Here is a 17,077-nt window from a genome sequence, read left to right as displayed (position 1 = left end):
CCCTCATACTTTTGCTCGTAGCATAGCATTCGCATAAAGGGATTACAAATTCATTTATTTAGCTTAAAAGCACACCGATTTGATCAAGCGAGTTAGCTTCTAAATTGATCTTTAGCTTTGGATCAGCAACTTGGCCTTTGTGGTTAAGCCAAAGCGTATCGATCCCCGCATTTTGACCCCCAAGCATATCTGAGCTCAGTGAATCCCCGATGATCAAGGCTTTATCTTTGTCAAAATCATCAATTTGTTCAAAGGCACGTTTGAAAAAGACTGGTGATGGCTTTTGAGCACCTAAAGTCTCCGAAATAAAGACTTGTTTGAAATATTGATCAAACTCGGATTCTTTCAACCTTTTTTCTTGGATAAATTTAACCCCGTTTGTCACAACATAAAGCTCATAGTCCCGTGCTGTTAACGTTTCTAACAACTTCCGGGCACCTGGCATTTCTTGGTGTCCTTGGGCTAAAAAGCTCAAATAGCGGTCATTTAAGCTGTTGTTAGGTAAATCTTTGTCAAAATACTTTTTGAAAAAGGTCGGAAAACGCACTGCCATCAATTCATCCCGGGTGATCTCGCTTCGTTCAAGCTTTTCCCACAAACTTTGGTTATAGGTCGCATAGGCTTGCTTAACTACTCCAGTCGGTTCGATCCCCACCGAGGTAAAAAGCTGATCTAGCGCTGAATCTTGGGCAGCGTGAAAGTCTAGCAAGGTATCATCCACATCAAATAAAAGCGTCTTATAATTTTTCATTATCCTACTCATCCTCTTATATTTTTTGCTAGTTTAGCACAAAAATCGGGCTTTAGGTAGTTATTTACGCTTCTTTTTAGCGGCTAAACTGACCGCCGTCAAAATCACCGAACTCAAAGTTTCCAAGTCAACACTATCGCCATCTTCAAATTCTTTGATCAAGGCTTGCCCGATCGCTTCGGTCACGGAAACTGCCACCCCCGCACTAATTGCACCCCCGACCACACTACCAGCACCAGGTACAAGTTTAAATAGACTACCCGCTAAACTGCGCCCGATCGTGGTTGCAAAAGTTGCTTTCATCACACCTTGAACTACGCCTTTAGAGATCTTTTGCCCATATGCCCGATAGATCTGCACAATCATCGTTGTTTGCAGTGGCATCAAGGCAAATGCATCAGCAAACGGAATTGGCGTTGCTGCCAAAGTTGCGGCCCCGATTGCAGCTGTATGCACGGCCTTTTTGGCTTTTTGTTTTGGTGTTTCATTTGTCGTTTCAGGTGTACGCATAAAAAATCCCCCCACTTTATTTTCTACCATTAGTATAGTAGGAAATAAGCGGAGGGCAATAAAATTGCTCAAGACTTAAATACGCTAACGTTTATAATTCGAGTTGTAAAAATTTGCAACGGGTCAGTGCCATCAGACCATGTTTTTGGCCAGCTGGAATCGTCAACAGATCAAGGGCTGACAACGTTTCTTTGGTGTTATCGGCTAACTCTACAGCAAGGTCGCCTTCTAAAACCTCGATCAACTTCACTTGCGAACTGCTCTCTTGGCTGATACTTTCACCTTCATCAAGCGCATAAACTAGCATTTGTGCGGTGATTCCAAGTTTTTTAGCGAGTGAACGGCTCGCAATTTGTTGGTTATGATAATTGACGAGTTCTGGTAAATTTAGTTTCATTATTTTGCCTCCGGTTTGACTACAACAAGTAGCATCTGGAAGGCTTCTTTAGCATATAATGCGTGGGGCTCATTTGCTGGAATCACGATGCTTTCCCCCGCTTTGACTTCATATTCAGTGGTATCGATCGTGATCTGAGCTACTCCAGACAAAACATTGACCATTGCATCCCCTGGTGCCGTGTGTTGGGCGATCGTTTGACCTTGATCAAACGAAAAGATCGTCATTCCTAGGTCATCACGTTGAACTAAGGTCTTAGATAAGATCTGTTCTTCCTCAACGGGCACTTCTTTTTTTAAATCAACAACTTTTGCTTGCGGTAACTTTTCAATAAATGGCATTCCGGCACTTCCTTTGTTTTATAAAAATAATTGTATCTATTAATTAGTAACATTCTCCCAGTCATCTTTCAAGAGGGCATAAATGCAACGTCTAATTTCATTTTCTTCGGGATGAGTTAATTTAACATCTTTCAGATTTGTTATGTCGTAATCATAAACGATATTTCCTAATGGATTGTCATCTTCAATATTTAATTTTAAGATCCTAGCAACACCTGTGCGTAATTTTCTGAATCCACAACATCTAGTCTGCCAGTTTTATTTTCACAACCATTAAGTCTTGTTTTATCAGGAACTTTAGCACCATGGATAATAAGTATTTCAATAATAACTCGATTAACATACAAAGCTAGTGTTTTGCTTTTTTAGAAACAATATCAATAAGAGAAGCTAACTGCATCAAATCACTAATTTTGTACTCACCTTGTCCTTCTAAATCAAACAATCTTCTACACCATTCGCCTTCAGCATGGATCTCTTGGATCTTATCTTGTCTTTTAGTATAAAAGTAACCTATTCCTGCGCATAATACAGAAATGGCAGTCACTAGTGCAGTCGTGAGATTTGCCGTTGCTTCCAACTTATTAGATTCACTGCTATTAGGAATAACATCATAAAATACATAAAAAATATCAATTATCCCTATAACAACTAAGCTAAAACCAATTACGATCGAATACCATTTCAGGTCATCTTTACTCAACTGTGATTGATTTTTTTGCCAGAGCTTATAAAAACAAAATGGTAGCGCAAACAAAATCCCCCATATCAATAGCTCACGTATAACAATAGCTAAATCTATTTCCACCTTCACAGCCATACATCCCCTTTATCCATTTTTCTTATACTATATCAAGAACTAAGCGATATATACAAAAAAATAGCAATAAATTCGGCTAAAAATTATCACTATTTTGAAAGATTATTTTTCACCTTTTAACGGCGTCTTTTGAGCACGTTTCAGTGCATCTTGGATACAGTCTAGATACAATTTGCTCGTATCTTCACGACCACCAAAATGCGTACCATCAGTACCTTCAAAAGCTTCGGGATGGGCTCTAGCAACTTCATCCCAATCACCGATCGTAATAAAGTTATACTTCTTAGGTAAAGTCCGCTCCCAAACTCCCAATTTATACGAGTTATACGATGAATCCGCATTGCCATCATGTGGGGTGATGAAGATCAAATGATGCCCATCTTTTAAGTCATCGATCACTTTTTGCGTTTGTTCTTGGTAATCATCTAACGCATTTGTCCCGATACAGATCACCACATTTTGGCGCAACTGGTTAGTATTTTGCAAGTTCATCAACACATCATACGCCAAATTCATCGTACGGTTACCTTCTGCATCAATGTCGACATTTTCCATGTGCTCAAGTAGATAACTACGACTTCCAAGCGTTACACTATCGCCGATGATCGTTGTGCCTTCAGGGATCGTCTGGTCAGCCGTTTGGGTCTGCGCTAGTTGTTGTTCAACTTTAGGTGCCGTCGCCTTAGCATAGGCAGTCTCAAGTTTGGTGACATCTTGTTGGATCCCGCCAAGCAACAAGTTTTGTTCGAGCGAAGAGATCGTTGGCGCCTGCAAACATAAGTAAACGCCAAAACCAACTGCTAGTGTCGTAAAGATTCCCAGTGGTGCTAGTACTTGTTTTAAATTAAATGTTTTACCTAACACCGCTACATCTTTACCGCGCAAAAGTGGTTCTAAGAAATAATACGAAAAGCTCGCAAAGATCACGGCTAAGATCGTCGTCAAAAGCGCAGCGCCCCAGTTACTGTAACGTTTTGATAAGATCACAAATAACGGCCAGTGAAAGAGATAGACGCTATAACTGATGTCGGCTAAATACGTAAAAATCTGCGGTTCTTTGATATCTGGTGTCTTTCGGTGCAACACGTTAGCCCCAAAGATCGCCCCGGCAGCAAATAAGCTCGCCAGTAAAAAGCCAAACATGTACGTTATTTGTTCACTAAAACGTAAGCAGTAAGCTAAGATGAATAAACACCCTAGATTGACTCCCATAAAAATGGCAGCCCACTTTTTAGTCCAATGTTTGGCGAAACTTTCACTAAATTGCGGTAAAACATCTTGGATCCCTGCGATTGCCCCGAGCATGCTCCCGATGAAAAAAGGAAAGATATGCGTCACACTAGAAAAATAGATCGGTGAAAATTCCGTCAATTGCTTAGCTCTAAGATACATCGCTAAAGCACTGATCGTTGCTAGTGCAAATGAACCACCAAAGACTCGCCACCGGAATTGCTTAACTGTTTGTGAGTATTTCGTCAGTAAATATAAACAAAGCCCCCAAAGCAAGTAAAATTGTACTTCGATCGCTAATGACCACGTGTGCACGAATAAATGCGGAATAAAGCGCGATTCATAGGTCCCACCCGTATTTATCTCAAAAATATTGGTCACAAATCCTAAAGCAGCTGCAATTTGACGGGTCAAATCGGTAATGTAGTCCCGTCCAACTAACAGTGTAAAAGGCAACACCACACAGATCATTAAGATAAGTGGTGGGACGATCCGCATCACGCGCCGATAATAAAAGTCGTGGAGCGAAAACTTCTTAGTCTTGCTAAATTCATCAATGATCAAAGCGGTGATCAAGTAACCTGAAAACGTAAAGAAGATATCAACGCCGATAAAACCACCAGTGTAGCGCATCTGAAAGAAGTGATAAAGCAACACACAGATCAGACCCGTGATCCGGATCAAACTAAACCATTTGATTCTCATTTTTCTTGATACTCCCCTTTAACAAAAGTGCCTTTTTGAACGACCTTGTTAGCTTTGGTCAATGTCCCCGACCCATTGGCTAAACCGTCTTTAAAAGTTCCCGTGTAAGTCCAGCCTGCATGCGATTTAAAGGTTCCTTGCCCGTTAAAATGACCATTTTTAAAGCTCCCCGTATATGTATCGCCATTTTTAAACTTCAATGTGCCTTTTACCAACTGACCTGATTTGATCGTGCCAGTATAGACTGCGCCATCTTGAAATGTCATCTTTGTTTGCCTTGTCCCAGCCCCTAACAAAAAGGTCGCACTGATACAAATGACTAGTAAGACGGCAACTCCCGCTAAAATCTTACTTTTTCTACCCCTCATTATAAATAAGCTATCCTTTCGATGTATTTTGACCCTTCATCTTAACATGTTTTAGCTAGATTATTAAAGCGAAAACTGCGAAGAAAACGCCCAAAAAAGCTGTACCCTAGATGAGAGTATAGCTAATAGATATTAAAATAATTACTTCTTTGCTTGGAAGATCAAACCGGAAAGCACCCCAAGGAGAAGCGGAAAAATAATTCCGATCGTGAACAAGGCTGTTTGATTTTCCTAATTTAAGTACATGATAAAAACATAGACGACAAATGAAACTAGATAGCTCAAGGATAACATCAATTTTTTATTTTTCATCATGGCCTCCTTTATTGAGACAGATGAGTTGCCTTTACGATTAAAGTCGGCACAACTATGATATAATTGTTGCAATCAAAAGAAGTTTCAGTAGTTTTTTATATTTTTTTACGACATCCCCATACTTTGGAAATCACCTTTGCGCTGTATGAGTAGATTCTAGGATTGTGCCGACTATGAATTTCCCAATTCATACCCCTAGTATACCTAGCTATTCTTATCATTTATACCCTTAAATCTTTACACTCCGACAACCAAATTTTAGCTAATCAGTGTCATTATCTCAGATAAATTGACACCGTGACAATTTTTAGCGAAGGAGTTGAGAAAATGCGAGAAACACGCGAAATGATCATTAACGCCGTGATGCGCTTAGCTTTAAAAGACCGCCACCAAGAACAATTGACTTTGACCGAGATCGCCCTTGAAGCTGGGATCTCACGCCAAGCAATCTATCAGAAGCACTTTAAAAGTGTCACTGAGATCTTTGAATATATCCATCTCACCATTGATGAGCAGATCTGGCAAGTATTTGAACAAAAAGTTTTGACCTTACCTCCCAATAAGTTGTATCAAGGAATCGCCGAACAGATCTTGCCTTTGATCTACCAACATCGCGAGTGGCTAAAGGTGCTTTATGGCACTAATATTGACCTAAAGTGGCGCAAGTATCTATACGAGAAGTACTCTACTGCAGCTATCATGTATCTCAAAAATCAGCCTGGATTAAACTCACCACTCTCACAAGAAAAGACGGTGAAAATCCTGACTGATCATATTATTGCAATTATTTCTGCTTGGCTAAGTGATGAGGTTCCGCTGCACCCCACCCAGTTTTCTCAAGTATTTTTGGAAATGATGGTGCGTTCGCCGGAGTCGTTTTTGCGGGGATAAAAAAAGCTGGACTAGCTTATTTGGGTTAGTCCAGCTTTTGTGCTATCAAATATCCAATACCGAAAATTTCCACAATAGCAAATTTCATTTTTACTATTTAATTAGCACATTTTTCTTAACTTATTTAGCCTTTCATGTAATGTTATCCCAATCATTCTTTAGTAGCGCATGAATACAACGACGAACTTCATTTTGTTCTACAGAGCTCAATGCTTCTTTCTTTTTATCATCCTCAATACTATAATCAAAAATACTAGTTTTGCTAGGCAACTCCAATATTTTTTCAACATTATTTGGAAATTTTGAACTGTCAATATTAGTAGGTATACGTTTGACACATGATAGAATCTTATGCTGTTTCAAGATATTTATTATTACCTGATTCACATAGTTATCAATACTATTTTCATCATCATTGAACGAATTGATAAACGCATTCAACTTTATTAAATGTCCTATAGAATAGGTTGGCACTATTTCCAATTCTAATAGTTTCTTACGCCACCCACTTTCAGCATGAACTGCCTGTACTTTATCTTGATTTTTTGTATAAATATAGCCACCAACTGCTACCAATACCGAAAGAACTGTACCTGCTAGTTCTGCAATTATTGACGCATTGGTTTTATCTATTTTATCAGCAATAGAAACCACACTATTCGAAATTATTATAATAAAGCATGGAATGAGAATGACAGCTACGACTACTTTAAGAACTATCTCCTTCACTTTACTCTTTTTTGAACTTCCAAGGGCTATATCGAAAATATTAACCCAAAAATAGGTTTGATCATCATTTTATAATCCTCTTTTAATGAATTTTTATATTATAACATTAGGAAGTTTTCTTAATCCAATGCAAACACATTATAAAATAACTAATTAGTAACTTCACTCGACTCAAGCAATTATACTAAATAAAAAGCGTCCACTTTTCTCAACATAAAAATAGGATAGTATCTCATCTTTAATGATCACTATCCTTACTCTTGCATATATACTAATTTATTATCATCTTTAATCAAAGTAGATTAAATTATAAATTTCTTCTGCGTTTCATTCTATTTTCCAAAATGATTTTAGCACCCATTCTTCTAGAATGATCTGGATCAGAATCCATTATTCTTACCAATGACTGATCATCAAGCTTATTTAATTCATCCATTTGATTTCTTGATGCTTGCTCATTAGCTGATGTCGTCTTAAATGCCCATGCAATAATTGCAACAATTCCTGCAAATATTTCCGCAGCACCTATTTTCATGCCAAACTCTTTATTAATCCATGGTAATACAAATTTCCAGCAAATATAAATAATAGCAATAAAAAAAATTATCTTTAACATAGTATCTCATCCCAACTGAAAAAAGAGCCCAATTAAGCCACTCAATAACCTATAGAGCTCTTTTTAGATTAAAGTCTTCTTCTGCGTTCGATTCTCGTCTTTAGAATTTGTTCTGCAGTTCGTCTACGTGAATGATCTGGGTCGGAATCCATTATTCTTACTAAAGTATTATCATCATATTGTTTTAACTCATCCCATTGATTATTAACTTTTTTCGTAAGTTCTGGATCTGTTCCTGTAAATGCCCATTCAACGAATCTTAAAATATCTTTTCCAGCCATGTAGTTCACCCCCCATAGTTTATATAATTAAAGAAATTTAGTTAGATATATCTACTTATCATTTATCTCACTTATAATTCTTCTTACACTTCGTTCACTATAGCCTGTCAACCGTGATAATTCACGAACTGTCAAACGATCCATATTTTCTTGAATTTTAAAACGTACATAATCTTTTGAATATAACCTAGAAGGAAAGTAAATTGAACTTCCATGTAGGTTATCGTAAATTTTATTAACCGCGGTTTCCCCCAGCATATCTCGAAATAGCTGATAAGTATCATTGTATTTTTCCATTACTATAATTCCTTTAATATAATTGCATCAACAAGCAAATATTATCTCATTCAACAGTTCACCTTATTATAATTTTCTTGTTATTGTTATTTCAAATGACAATTTCATCGTACAATTCAACGAATAAAATTCAAATAAACCTTTTTAAAGCAACAATTTAATCCGTCATTTCCTAAAAAAATGGCAACAACTATATGTCTAAAAATAAAGTTTACTATAGCAGTAAAGTACTTTATCCTAAAAAATTATTGACAATAATAAAAATTACTGCTAATCTCAAATTAATCTTATTTACGAACGGAGGCGTCGCCATTGAAATTCTAAATTCTGCACAACACAAGTTTAACAACTCTGGGAACAAACAGGGTCGGTTTCACTTGGGCAGAATTTAGGTTTTTAGGCTGATGCGCATTGACTCAGTCTGCCCTTGTGCAGACTTTTTTTGTTCCCAAAAAACACTAAGGGGGCAGAAATTTATGACTAATATTTCACTAAAAAATCTTACTTTTGCTTATCCAGGACAAGCACCACTCTTTGAAAATGCCAATTTTGAACTCGATACAACTTGGCGCTTAGGTTTATTAGGACGCAACGGACGGGGAAAAACGACTCTATTTAACATCTTACAAAATAAACTTTCCTATACTGGGCAACTCAATTTGCCTGTTGCGCTAGGATATTTCCCGCAACCGATTGCCGATAAACAACAATTAGCGCTTTATTGCTTAGCCGAAACAGGAACGTTTGAAACTTGGGAATTAAAACGCGAACTTAAGTTATTCGGTCTCTCAGAAGACCTTCTCTGGCGTCCATTTGAAACTTTAAGTAGCGGCGAACAGACTAAACTCATGCTGTGTGCGCTCTTTTGCCAAACAGACCGCTTTTTACTGCTCGATGAACCAACTAATCATCTTGATCAAGCAGGTAGACAAGAATTATGTGATTATCTCAACCAAAAGAAGCAAGGCTTTATCGTAACTAGCCACGACCGAAACTTTTTAAATCAACTGATCGACCATACTTTAGTGATCGAAAAAGCCCAGATCATTTTAGAAAAAGGTGATTTTAGTTCTTATGAGCAACAAAAAAAGCGCCGTGATCAAACCGATCAAGCGCAAAATGAAAAGACCAGACACGAATTGCACCGCCTAAAACAAGCAGCCTTAGTCAAGGAAAACTGGGCTAACCAAGCAGAAAAACAAAAGCAAAATAACGCTCACGCTGACAAAGGCTTTATCGGACACCGTGCTGCCAAAGTGATGAAGCGTAAAACAGCCTTGAGCAATCGTGCCCAAGAACAACTGCGAAAAAAAGAACAACAGCTCGCCAACCTTGAGACCCGTGAAGCGTTGAGCCTAAATTACCAGCCAACTCACCGACAACTGTTAGTGCAAGCAAAAAATTTCAGTTTGGCCTATGAAAAAGAACTCTTTTCTCAGCTGAACTTTGACATTAACGCACACGAGATCGTTGTAGTAAAAGGCAAAAATGGTAGTGGTAAATCAAGCATTTTACAAGCACTCTTGGATAAAAGCACCGCTACTAAAAATGGAAAACTCACGCTTAACACTCCAAATTTCAGTGTGATCGACCAAGATTTCACCACCGAAACAGGGACGCTCAAAGAATTTGCGCAAAAACGCCAACTTGACTACACGCTCCTATTAACTTTGCTCAAGAAATTAGGGCTTGAGCGTCACAGTTTTTCCACGCGAATCGAGCACATGAGCTTAGGCCAACAAAAGAAAGTTCAGTTAGCTGCTAGCCTAGCAACCCCAGCGGAACTTTATCTTTGGGACGAACCGTTAAATTATTTAGACATTTATAACCAAGATCAATTGATCGAACTTTTACACCACGTTCATCCCGCGATGCTGATCATCGAACACGACCAAAATTTCATCAACCAAATTGCTGATAAAGTCATTGAATTAGCCTAAAAAATCCCGCTAGCCAACAAAGCTAGTGGGATTTTTGTGTCCACAACCTAAGTCATTTATACTTTTATTGTATAATTACCCTATAAAACATACCTCCCCGAGCTAATTTTGGACATAGGAAGGTGATCTTAATGTTAGGATTTGTTTTCGTCAAATTATTGTTCGCGACGCTTTTCATCTCAAATATCATTTGGTGTCTCTATTTCATCTACCAATTTTTTTACGTTCGCCACAAATATCGCTTCTTACTACCGCTGACCTTTATTCCCATAATTTTATTATCTGCTCTTGCAGTGTTCTTTGTGATCCACGTTGGCGTTAATACCCCGTGAGCGATTCTCACTCTAAGTCTAAGTCTGAACTGATCTGCTTTGAAAGCAAGACAACCATCGTTACTAATGCCAGTAAAACCGCACTGCCTAAAAGGATCGAACTAAGACCGCACAGTGAGATCAAATATGGAAAACCTAACAACCCCACCGGCTGGGTCGCATTCAACAGCGCATAATAGCTGTTTGAAACCGTGGCGACCTGGTCTTTTTTGATTTTTGTCTGTAAAATGATCCGGGTTGAAATATTATATAAGGGGATCGCAAAGCCTAATAATACAATACCACCATAGACTAACCATTTTACCGTAGACCCAATCAAGCTAAATGCCACTGGAACTAAGACCGAGGCAGCACTAATATACTCATGAATTTTTAAACGCACATCCACAACACGATAAAAAAGCGAGCCCAGTAAAAAACCACTAACAAATAACGTGTTAAACACCCCCAGTAATTTTAAATCGTAAAACACATTATGCGCCAATTCAGCAAAATACACGCTTTGAGGTGCCAAAACGATATTAAAAAGCAACGCCAAATAAAAAACAGGCGCTAAGTAACAATTTTTGCGCAATAATTGTTTGACGACTTTAACTCCATTCCACAATGAACCAAAACTTTCAACTGACTGAGATTCATTTAGAACTTTAGGCTCAACTTTTAAAGCCAAAAATAGAGTTAGTCCCAACAAATATAGCCCTAGATCAAGAGCTAAAAAGATCCCTAAATTAACAACCCACATTGCTAATGTCACGATCAAACCAGAAAATAGGTTAGCACTCGTAACCGCTGTGCTTAACGAAGCATTTAACTTACTCAGTTCTGCACGCGCAAATAGCTCCACCAATAGTCTGGTCAAAATTGGTAAATAATAGCTACTTGCGATTTCATAGCCCAATGACCAAATTACTAACCACCAAAAGTGCTTGAATTCTAAGATCACACTGCCAGTCACGATCAGCATGAAAAAAGCTGTCCATCCCATGGAAAGCAACAATAATCTTTTTAAATTTTTAGTTTGATCAACTTGGTTTCCAATATAAATTGCCAGTAAAACACGGGGCACAAACAGGCAAAATGAATAGATCCCCACATAATTAGCGGACACAAACCATTTAGTGATCAATGTTAGTAAGGCAATATTTGACATTCCCCCACCAAAACTTAAGATAAACTGCGTTAGTAAAATGATTTTACGGTTCATAAGTGCACCTCCCCTTTGTTTGCACTTAATTGTAGTTTTTTATGGCTAAATTACAACTCAACAAATATTCTAAAATCATTAAAACAAAAATTCTCTTCACTTGCCCCACCCTACTACTTATCAAGTATAGTAATTGTAGGAAGGAATGATGCTAAATGAAAATCGAACATGTGGCGCTTTGGGAAAAAGATCTCGAAAAAATGAAAGAATTTTATGAGACTTACTTCAACGTGACTAGCATCAAACGCTATCACAATCCAAAAACTGGTTTTTACTCTTATTTTGTCACTTTCGATTCTGGTAGTCGCTTAGAATTGATGGCAAAACAACATCTCAGTCCACGTATCGCCGACAGTCTTGGCTATGCTCATTTGGCAATCGCAGTCGGGACTAAGGAGGCTGTTAACGCCTACGTTGAAAAATTTTTAGCTGCTGGCTTTCCCCTGTTAAGTGGGCCACGTACGACTGGTGATGGCTACTATGAGGCCGTTATCCAAGACCCTGAAGGCAATTTACTTGAACTTACCACCGATTAAAAATATCCATAAAAAAACAAGCCCCCGTGAATCCCAAACGACTCACGGGGGCTTGTTTAGCTCATAGTCTCATTAAACTGCCTAATTTTTTACTTTCTCAGTGGTTGGCTCTTTGATCGACAAAGTGATCTTGCCTTTCTTAGCTCCAACCGTGACCGTGGCACCGGTGACGATCTTGCCTTCTAGTAAGGCTTCACTCAACCGGTCTTCGATCTCATTTTGCAAAGCACGTCTGATCGGACGCGCACCGTATTCAGGATCAAAACCAGCTTTGGCGACCACATCGATCGCGGCTGGCGTGATTTTTAGTTTCACGTTGCGTTCAGCCACACGGGAAATGATCTCTTTAGCCATCAACTTCACGATTTGGTGTAACTCTTCTTTTTCAAGTGAGTGGAAAATCACAACTTCATCAATCCGGTTCAAAAATTCGGGACGGAAGTTTTTCTTCAAAGCTTCTCTGATCTTAGCAGACATAGCTGCGTAATCATCTAAGGAATTGCCTGCACCAAAACCAACCGATTTTTCATCCCGCAAAGCAGTTGCGCCTAAGTTAGACGTCATGATGATGATCGTGTTTCTAAAGTTGACTTTACGTCCCTTAGAATCAGTCAAATACCCATCGTCTAAAACTTGCAACAAGATATTAAAGACATCCGGGTGAGCTTTTTCAACTTCGTCTAATAAGACGACTGAATAAGGCTTGTTGCGCACTTTTTCAGAAAGTTGCCCACCTTCATCGTAGCCCACATATCCTGGAGGAGCCCCCACTAAACGACTAGTGGAGTATTTTTCCATATATTCGCTCATGTCGACTCTGATCATGGCATCTTCTGAACCAAACATTGCTTCGGCTAAGGCCTTAGCTAATTCAGTTTTACCCACACCAGTAGGTCCTAAGAACATAAATGAGCCGATCGGACGCGTTGGATCACTTAAGCCACTGCGCGAACGACGAATTGCCTTAGCGATCGAGCTGATAGCTTCATCTTGGCCCACGACTCGTTGGTGCAAGATCTTTTCTAAGCCGACCAAACGTTGACTTTCCGATTTAGTCAACTGTGTAACGGGTACCCCGGTCCATTCGGCGACTACACTTGCCACATCTTCTTCACTAACGATAGCTTGGTAATCTTGCTTTTCGTCACGGGCTTCTTGTTCACGGGTCAATTTAGCCACACGATCTTTTAGCTTCAAGACATCTTTGCGTAAGCGCGCTGCGTCATCAAAGTTTTCGTGCAAGATCTCTTCTTCATAGCTATCTGACACTTCTTGGAGTTGTTGTTTTGCCTTACCTAAACGACTGCTCTTTTCAGCATTGATGATCCGTAAACGAGCAGCTGCTTCGTCCATCAGATCAATTGCTTTATCCGGCAAGAAACGCTTGGTGATATAGCGTGAACTTAATTTTACCGAAGCTTCTAAGGCTTCATCACTGATCTTGACTTTGTGGTGTTTTTCGTAACGTGGACGCACACCTTTTAAGATCTCTAGCGTCTCAGCTTGATCTGGTTCTTCGACCATCACAGTTGCAAAGCGCCGTTCTAAAGCAGGGTCGGATTCAACGTATTTTTGATATTCATCTAACGTTGTAGCACCGATTACTTGCACTTCACCTCTCGCAAGCGCTGGTTTCAAAATATTTGAAGCATCGATCGCACCTTCTGCACCACCAGCCCCGATCAAAGTATGCATTTCGTCGATAAATAAGATGACCTTACCGTCACGATAGATCTCTTCTAAGATCCGTTTCAAACGGTCTTCAAATTCACCCCGGTATTTAGTCCCCGCAACAAGTGACCCCATATCAAGCATCATTAACCGCTTGTCTAACAAGTTTTCAGGCACATCGCCACGCACGATTGCTTGGGCTAAGCCTTCAGCAACTGCCGTTTTACCGACACCAGGTTCGCCCAGTAAGACTGGGTTGTTTTTGGTTCGGCGACTCAAAACTTGGATGACTCGTTTGACTTCACTTGTGCGCCCGATCACAGGGTCAGTATCTTCATTGCGCGCGATTGCTGTCATATCACGGGCTAAGCCGTCTAAGGTCTCTGTCTTGGAACGCTTGCTTTCTTCGTTTGCTCGTTTAGCTAAACGTTGACGTTGCCGATCTGTCATGCCTAATTGACGTAACAATAGTTGGCGTAAACGCCGTGTATCAATTTGTAAGCTATACAAGATCCGCGAAGATAAGATATTATCATCATTTAATAAAGCCAATAATAGATGCTCTGTGCCGATCTTAGATGAACCCATCATCATTGCTTGACCCAAAGCATCATTTAAAATTGCTTTAGCCTTAGGCGAGTATGGCAAATAGTTATCTGGCGCTTGGCGTCTTAACGTCCCATAACCCGCTAAACGTTCGATCTCTTCTTTAACATCGACACTGCTGACGAGCGCTTGGCGCAACACTTGTCCGGCCACGCCATTTTCTTCCATGACCAAGGCCAACAACAAATGTTCTGTGCCGATTGCTTGGTGTTTGAAATAATTTGCCTGTTCTTGTGCAAGTAAAAGCACTTGATTGGCACTAGGTGTGTAAGATGTTGAATCCATAAGATTCCCTTCTTTCTATTATTGATCAGCGCAACGCAAACGATTCAAAATACTACTCATGATCTTAGCTCGGATCAGATCCTCTAACTTGTTATCGGATAGTGCTAGCGTACTTCTCTCGATCGCGGCTGCCACTAAATGTGCTTCTTTATGTGTCAATAAGTCATTTTCATAGAGTGTCTGAATGATTTGAAATGCCTTAGTTTCACTAATACTATCACCCACATACTCGATCATCTCATCTAAAATATCGGGATCACTGATCAAATCGACTTTCGCAATTCGGATATAACCGCCTCCGCCCCGCTTGCTTTCGACTAAATAGCCGTTTTGGAGCGTAAATCGCGTCTTGATCACATAATTGATCTGGGAAGGAACACAATCAAATTGATCCGCAACCTCAGAACGTTTGATCTCGATTTGAGAAGCTTCAGCAAGTATGCTTTTTAAATATTGTTCGATTATATCGGAAATATTACGATTTTGCATAAAACTATCCTCAATTTGTTTGACTAACTTTGACTATTATTATAAACGCTCTACTCCATGATTGGCAATGAATTAGCGCAAATTTATCTCTTTAAACTTACTTAAAGATAGTAAAGATCTACCAGAAAACAAAAAGGGTCGCACATAACGCACGACCCTGAGTTGGTAATGATCATCGGGATGACAGGATTTGAACCTGCGACCCCCACGTCCCGAACGTGGTGCTCTACCAAACTGAGCTACATCCCGGAAACAATTACCATTATAATACTTATCTTACGATTCGCAAAGAAAAAAATCTAGCTAACGTTCTTCTGGGTATAATAAGCCCCATTGTTTTCTGATCGCAGTCATCATTTCCATTACATCCCACGTATAATCAAAGTGCATCACTTCAGGTTCACCTGCAAGCGCTTTTTGCATATCGTTTACTTCATAGCGTAAGGCTTGAGCTAAAGAACCTGCCTCGATCACTTCGACCGCGCCATCGGCAGTATAAGTGATCGTTGCCTTAGACCCACGCGGATAATCAAAGATCTCAATGTAGCCCTTATCAAAGGCGATCGTTGCTCGTTTAGGTTGCTTAGCGTGTAACGTCAAAGCCACAGTCGCCATCTCGCCCACATCATTTTGTAATAAGATCCCGGCTTGTTCATCGACCCCACTTGGTGCTAATTTAACTTGGGACATGATCTGAGTGGGCTTTTCTTGCATGAACCACCGCACTAACGACAAGGCATAAACCCCAATATCTAGCAACGCCCCACCAGCTAAGTTAGGGTTAAAGAATCGGTTCGTCATGTCATAGTCTTTGTAACTACCAAAGTTTAACTGCAACATCTTTAACGCCCCTAAACGTCCGCTTGAAATGATCTGGGACAATTCTTGATAGATCGGCATGTGATAAATCGTCATCGCTTCGGCTAAGACTACGTGGTTTTCTTGTGCCAGTTGCTTTGCTTCTGCTAGTTCAGCTGAATTTAAGGTGATCGCCTTTTCACATAAAACGTGCTTACCGGCTTTTAACGCTTGTCTTAAGTATTTGATATGCGTATTATGCGGTGTGGAAATATAAATAATATCCACCTCAGGATCTGAAAAGACATCTTCAATTTGGTCGTAGACTTTTTTGATCCCGTATTTTTGGGCAAACTCTACGGCTTTACTGTGGGTCCGGTTAGCCACACTATAAAGATTTTGCCCATTTTGTTGCATTGCTTGGGCTAATTCATTTGCAATAACGCCACATCCTAAAGTTGCCCAATGATAATTTTTCATTTTATTACCCCCAAAACTCACTTATTTACTTTCGATCGTATCAAAAACAAATTACTAAAACAAAACTTAGCTACTAAGTAACAGCTACCAAGATCACTAAAACTAATAATTGATGAAAGGTCACCCAGCAAAGAAGTGCAAAAATGCTCTTAGAAATAAGCCAATAAAAAGCTGTTTTACCGTACCACAACCGATATTGTGGACTAGTTAATTCATAATATAAACTCCAATAATTAAAAATCAAACCAAGCCCGAGCGCCATAACTATCAATTGCAAGCCCAAACCTAGGTCAAACGAATTTTGTAACAGAGCAGCCACACCCATCACGACTAACATCGTCCAAAAATTGCCCAGCATTAATATTGTCCCCAATTGTAACACAATAAATAACGCACAAAACAAATTGAGGCGACGCCAACTATTTTTTAGGTGTAAATTTACTAGTTCATCCACATACTACTCCCCCTTTTGCCCCAAAGTATAC

20 protein-coding genes and 1 tRNA gene are annotated in these 17,077 nt (G+C 39.5%); 4 read left to right on the top strand and 17 right to left on the bottom strand.

Going from position 1 to position 17,077, the window contains the following annotated elements; all coding sequences use genetic code 11:
* Positions 1-58: 58 nt before the first annotated feature.
* The 7 genes from FC32_RS04115 to FC32_RS04085 form a co-directional block, all read right to left on the bottom strand.
* Positions 59-751: a YjjG family noncanonical pyrimidine nucleotidase gene (locus FC32_RS04115; RefSeq protein WP_081780043.1), complete on the bottom strand. Its 693-nt coding sequence runs from the start codon at positions 749-751 to the stop codon at positions 59-61.
* 60 nt (positions 752-811) lie between these two features.
* Positions 812-1,261 (bottom strand): YcjF family protein, encoded by a 450-nt coding sequence (locus FC32_RS04110; protein ID WP_056957284.1) that lies wholly within the window; start codon positions 1,259-1,261, stop codon positions 812-814.
* Between the two features lie 91 nt (positions 1,262-1,352).
* Positions 1,353-1,658 (bottom strand): cupin domain-containing protein, encoded by a 306-nt coding sequence (locus FC32_RS04105; protein ID WP_025086699.1) that lies wholly within the window; start codon positions 1,656-1,658, stop codon positions 1,353-1,355.
* Positions 1,658-1,999 (bottom strand): cupin domain-containing protein, encoded by a 342-nt coding sequence (locus FC32_RS04100; protein WP_025086698.1) that lies wholly within the window; start codon positions 1,997-1,999, stop codon positions 1,658-1,660. The genes FC32_RS04105 and FC32_RS04100 overlap by 1 nt, the downstream gene beginning before the upstream one ends.
* A 349-nt stretch (positions 2,000-2,348) precedes the next feature.
* Positions 2,349-2,819: a hypothetical protein gene (locus FC32_RS04095; RefSeq protein ID WP_025086697.1), complete on the bottom strand. Its 471-nt coding sequence runs from the start codon at positions 2,817-2,819 to the stop codon at positions 2,349-2,351.
* Positions 2,820-2,921: 102 nt separating this feature from the next.
* Positions 2,922-4,754 (bottom strand): acyltransferase family protein, encoded by a 1,833-nt coding sequence (locus FC32_RS04090; protein ID WP_025086696.1) that lies wholly within the window; start codon positions 4,752-4,754, stop codon positions 2,922-2,924.
* A complete protein-coding gene (locus tag FC32_RS04085) occupies positions 4,751-5,122 on the bottom strand; it encodes an MORN repeat-containing protein (RefSeq protein ID WP_025086695.1) in 372 nt (123 codons plus the stop codon). Before FC32_RS04085 ends, FC32_RS04090 begins: the two co-directional genes overlap by 4 nt.
* A gap of 642 nt (positions 5,123-5,764) precedes the next feature.
* On the opposite strand from FC32_RS04085, the gene FC32_RS04080 reads away from it, so the two are divergent.
* A complete protein-coding gene (locus FC32_RS04080) occupies positions 5,765-6,328 on the top strand; it encodes a TetR/AcrR family transcriptional regulator (RefSeq protein ID WP_025086694.1) in 564 nt (187 codons plus the stop codon).
* Positions 6,329-6,460: 132 nt separating this feature from the next.
* On the opposite strand, the gene FC32_RS04075 is transcribed toward FC32_RS04080, so the two are convergent.
* The 4 genes from FC32_RS04075 to FC32_RS04060 all read right to left on the bottom strand — a co-directional run bounded on the left by FC32_RS04075 (position 6,461) and on the right by FC32_RS04060 (position 8,251).
* Positions 6,461-7,057, bottom strand: a complete 597-nt coding sequence (locus tag FC32_RS04075) for a hypothetical protein (protein WP_025086693.1) — start codon at positions 7,055-7,057, stop codon at positions 6,461-6,463.
* Positions 7,058-7,364: 307 nt separating this feature from the next.
* Positions 7,365-7,673, bottom strand: coding sequence for a hypothetical protein (locus FC32_RS04070; RefSeq protein WP_025086692.1), 309 nt, complete (start codon positions 7,671-7,673; stop codon positions 7,365-7,367).
* A 68-nt stretch (positions 7,674-7,741) separates the two neighbouring features.
* Positions 7,742-7,954: a hypothetical protein gene (locus tag FC32_RS04065; RefSeq protein WP_025086691.1), complete on the bottom strand. Its 213-nt coding sequence runs from the start codon at positions 7,952-7,954 to the stop codon at positions 7,742-7,744.
* A 51-nt stretch (positions 7,955-8,005) separates the two neighbouring features.
* Positions 8,006-8,251, bottom strand: coding sequence for a hypothetical protein (locus tag FC32_RS04060; protein WP_025086690.1), 246 nt, complete (start codon positions 8,249-8,251; stop codon positions 8,006-8,008).
* Positions 8,252-8,727: 476 nt separating this feature from the next.
* On the opposite strand from FC32_RS04060, the gene abc-f reads away from it, so the two are divergent.
* Both abc-f and FC32_RS10525 read left to right on the top strand, forming a co-directional pair.
* On the top strand, positions 8,728-10,191 hold the full coding sequence (abc-f, locus tag FC32_RS04055) for a ribosomal protection-like ABC-F family protein (RefSeq protein ID WP_056957283.1): 1,464 nt from the start codon (positions 8,728-8,730) through the stop codon (positions 10,189-10,191).
* Positions 10,192-10,322: 131 nt separating this feature from the next.
* Positions 10,323-10,523: a hypothetical protein gene (locus FC32_RS10525; RefSeq protein WP_155891429.1), complete on the top strand. Its 201-nt coding sequence runs from the start codon at positions 10,323-10,325 to the stop codon at positions 10,521-10,523.
* Between the two features lie 7 nt (positions 10,524-10,530).
* Here the strand turns inward: FC32_RS10525 and FC32_RS04050 are convergent, their stop codons facing one another.
* A complete protein-coding gene (locus FC32_RS04050; RefSeq protein ID WP_025086689.1) occupies positions 10,531-11,727 on the bottom strand; it encodes an MFS transporter in 1,197 nt (398 codons plus the stop codon).
* Between the two features lie 155 nt (positions 11,728-11,882).
* Between FC32_RS04050 and FC32_RS04045 the strand changes: the two genes are divergently transcribed.
* Positions 11,883-12,263 carry a VOC family protein gene (locus FC32_RS04045; protein WP_025086688.1) on the top strand — a complete coding sequence of 127 codons (381 nt, stop codon included), beginning with the start codon at positions 11,883-11,885 and terminating at the stop codon, positions 12,261-12,263.
* Positions 12,264-12,344: 81 nt separating this feature from the next.
* Here the strand turns inward: FC32_RS04045 and FC32_RS04040 are convergent, their stop codons facing one another.
* The 5 genes from FC32_RS04040 to FC32_RS04020 form a co-directional block, all read right to left on the bottom strand.
* Positions 12,345-14,825, bottom strand: a complete 2,481-nt coding sequence (locus FC32_RS04040) for an ATP-dependent Clp protease ATP-binding subunit (protein WP_025086687.1) — start codon at positions 14,823-14,825, stop codon at positions 12,345-12,347.
* Positions 14,826-14,843: 18 nt separating this feature from the next.
* Entirely contained in the window at positions 14,844-15,314 is a 471-nt protein-coding gene (locus FC32_RS04035; RefSeq protein WP_025086686.1) for a CtsR family transcriptional regulator, read from the bottom strand.
* A gap of 175 nt (positions 15,315-15,489) precedes the next feature.
* Positions 15,490-15,563: transfer RNA gene (locus FC32_RS04030), tRNA-Pro, on the bottom strand.
* Positions 15,564-15,617: 54 nt separating this feature from the next.
* Complete coding sequence (locus tag FC32_RS04025; protein ID WP_025086685.1) at positions 15,618-16,592, bottom strand: Gfo/Idh/MocA family protein; 975 nt, start codon at positions 16,590-16,592, stop codon at positions 15,618-15,620.
* Positions 16,593-16,665: 73 nt separating this feature from the next.
* Positions 16,666-17,046: a hypothetical protein gene (locus tag FC32_RS04020; RefSeq protein ID WP_025086684.1), complete on the bottom strand. Its 381-nt coding sequence runs from the start codon at positions 17,044-17,046 to the stop codon at positions 16,666-16,668.
* Positions 17,047-17,077: the final 31 nt, after the last annotated feature.

This window comes from Ligilactobacillus apodemi DSM 16634 = JCM 16172, from assembly GCF_001434405.1.
Classification (GTDB): domain Bacteria; phylum Bacillota; class Bacilli; order Lactobacillales; family Lactobacillaceae; genus Ligilactobacillus; species Ligilactobacillus apodemi.
The sequence above is the reverse complement of the archived record's forward strand: the minus strand, read 5'-3'. Positions and strand labels throughout refer to the sequence as shown.

Bases quoted from the DNA above. Each gene is read 5' to 3' on its own strand.
- FC32_RS04115 (WP_081780043.1), bottom strand. From the start codon at position 751: ATGAAAAATTATAAGACGCTTTTATTTGATGTGGATGATACCTTGCTA.
- FC32_RS04110 (WP_056957284.1), bottom strand. From the start codon at position 1,261: ATGCGTACACCTGAAACGACAAATGAAACACCAAAACAAAAAGCCAAA.
- FC32_RS04105 (WP_025086699.1), bottom strand. From the start codon at position 1,658: ATGAAACTAAATTTACCAGAACTCGTCAATTATCATAACCAACAAATT.
- FC32_RS04100 (WP_025086698.1), bottom strand. From the start codon at position 1,999: ATGCCATTTATTGAAAAGTTACCGCAAGCAAAAGTTGTTGATTTAAAA.
- FC32_RS04095 (WP_025086697.1), bottom strand. From the start codon at position 2,819: ATGGCTGTGAAGGTGGAAATAGATTTAGCTATTGTTATACGTGAGCTA.
- FC32_RS04090 (WP_025086696.1), bottom strand. From the start codon at position 4,754: ATGAGAATCAAATGGTTTAGTTTGATCCGGATCACGGGTCTGATCTGT.
- FC32_RS04085 (WP_025086695.1), bottom strand. From the start codon at position 5,122: ATGAGGGGTAGAAAAAGTAAGATTTTAGCGGGAGTTGCCGTCTTACTA.
- FC32_RS04080 (WP_025086694.1), top strand. From the start codon at position 5,765: ATGCGAGAAACACGCGAAATGATCATTAACGCCGTGATGCGCTTAGCT.
- FC32_RS04070 (WP_025086692.1), bottom strand. From the start codon at position 7,673: ATGTTAAAGATAATTTTTTTTATTGCTATTATTTATATTTGCTGGAAA.
- FC32_RS04065 (WP_025086691.1), bottom strand. From the start codon at position 7,954: ATGGCTGGAAAAGATATTTTAAGATTCGTTGAATGGGCATTTACAGGA.
- FC32_RS04060 (WP_025086690.1), bottom strand. From the start codon at position 8,251: ATGGAAAAATACAATGATACTTATCAGCTATTTCGAGATATGCTGGGG.
- abc-f (WP_056957283.1), top strand. From the start codon at position 8,728: ATGACTAATATTTCACTAAAAAATCTTACTTTTGCTTATCCAGGACAA.
- FC32_RS10525 (WP_155891429.1), top strand. From the start codon at position 10,323: ATGTTAGGATTTGTTTTCGTCAAATTATTGTTCGCGACGCTTTTCATC.
- FC32_RS04050 (WP_025086689.1), bottom strand. From the start codon at position 11,727: ATGAACCGTAAAATCATTTTACTAACGCAGTTTATCTTAAGTTTTGGT.
- FC32_RS04045 (WP_025086688.1), top strand. From the start codon at position 11,883: ATGAAAATCGAACATGTGGCGCTTTGGGAAAAAGATCTCGAAAAAATG.
- FC32_RS04040 (WP_025086687.1), bottom strand. From the start codon at position 14,825: ATGGATTCAACATCTTACACACCTAGTGCCAATCAAGTGCTTTTACTT.
- FC32_RS04035 (WP_025086686.1), bottom strand. From the start codon at position 15,314: ATGCAAAATCGTAATATTTCCGATATAATCGAACAATATTTAAAAAGC.
- FC32_RS04025 (WP_025086685.1), bottom strand. From the start codon at position 16,592: ATGAAAAATTATCATTGGGCAACTTTAGGATGTGGCGTTATTGCAAAT.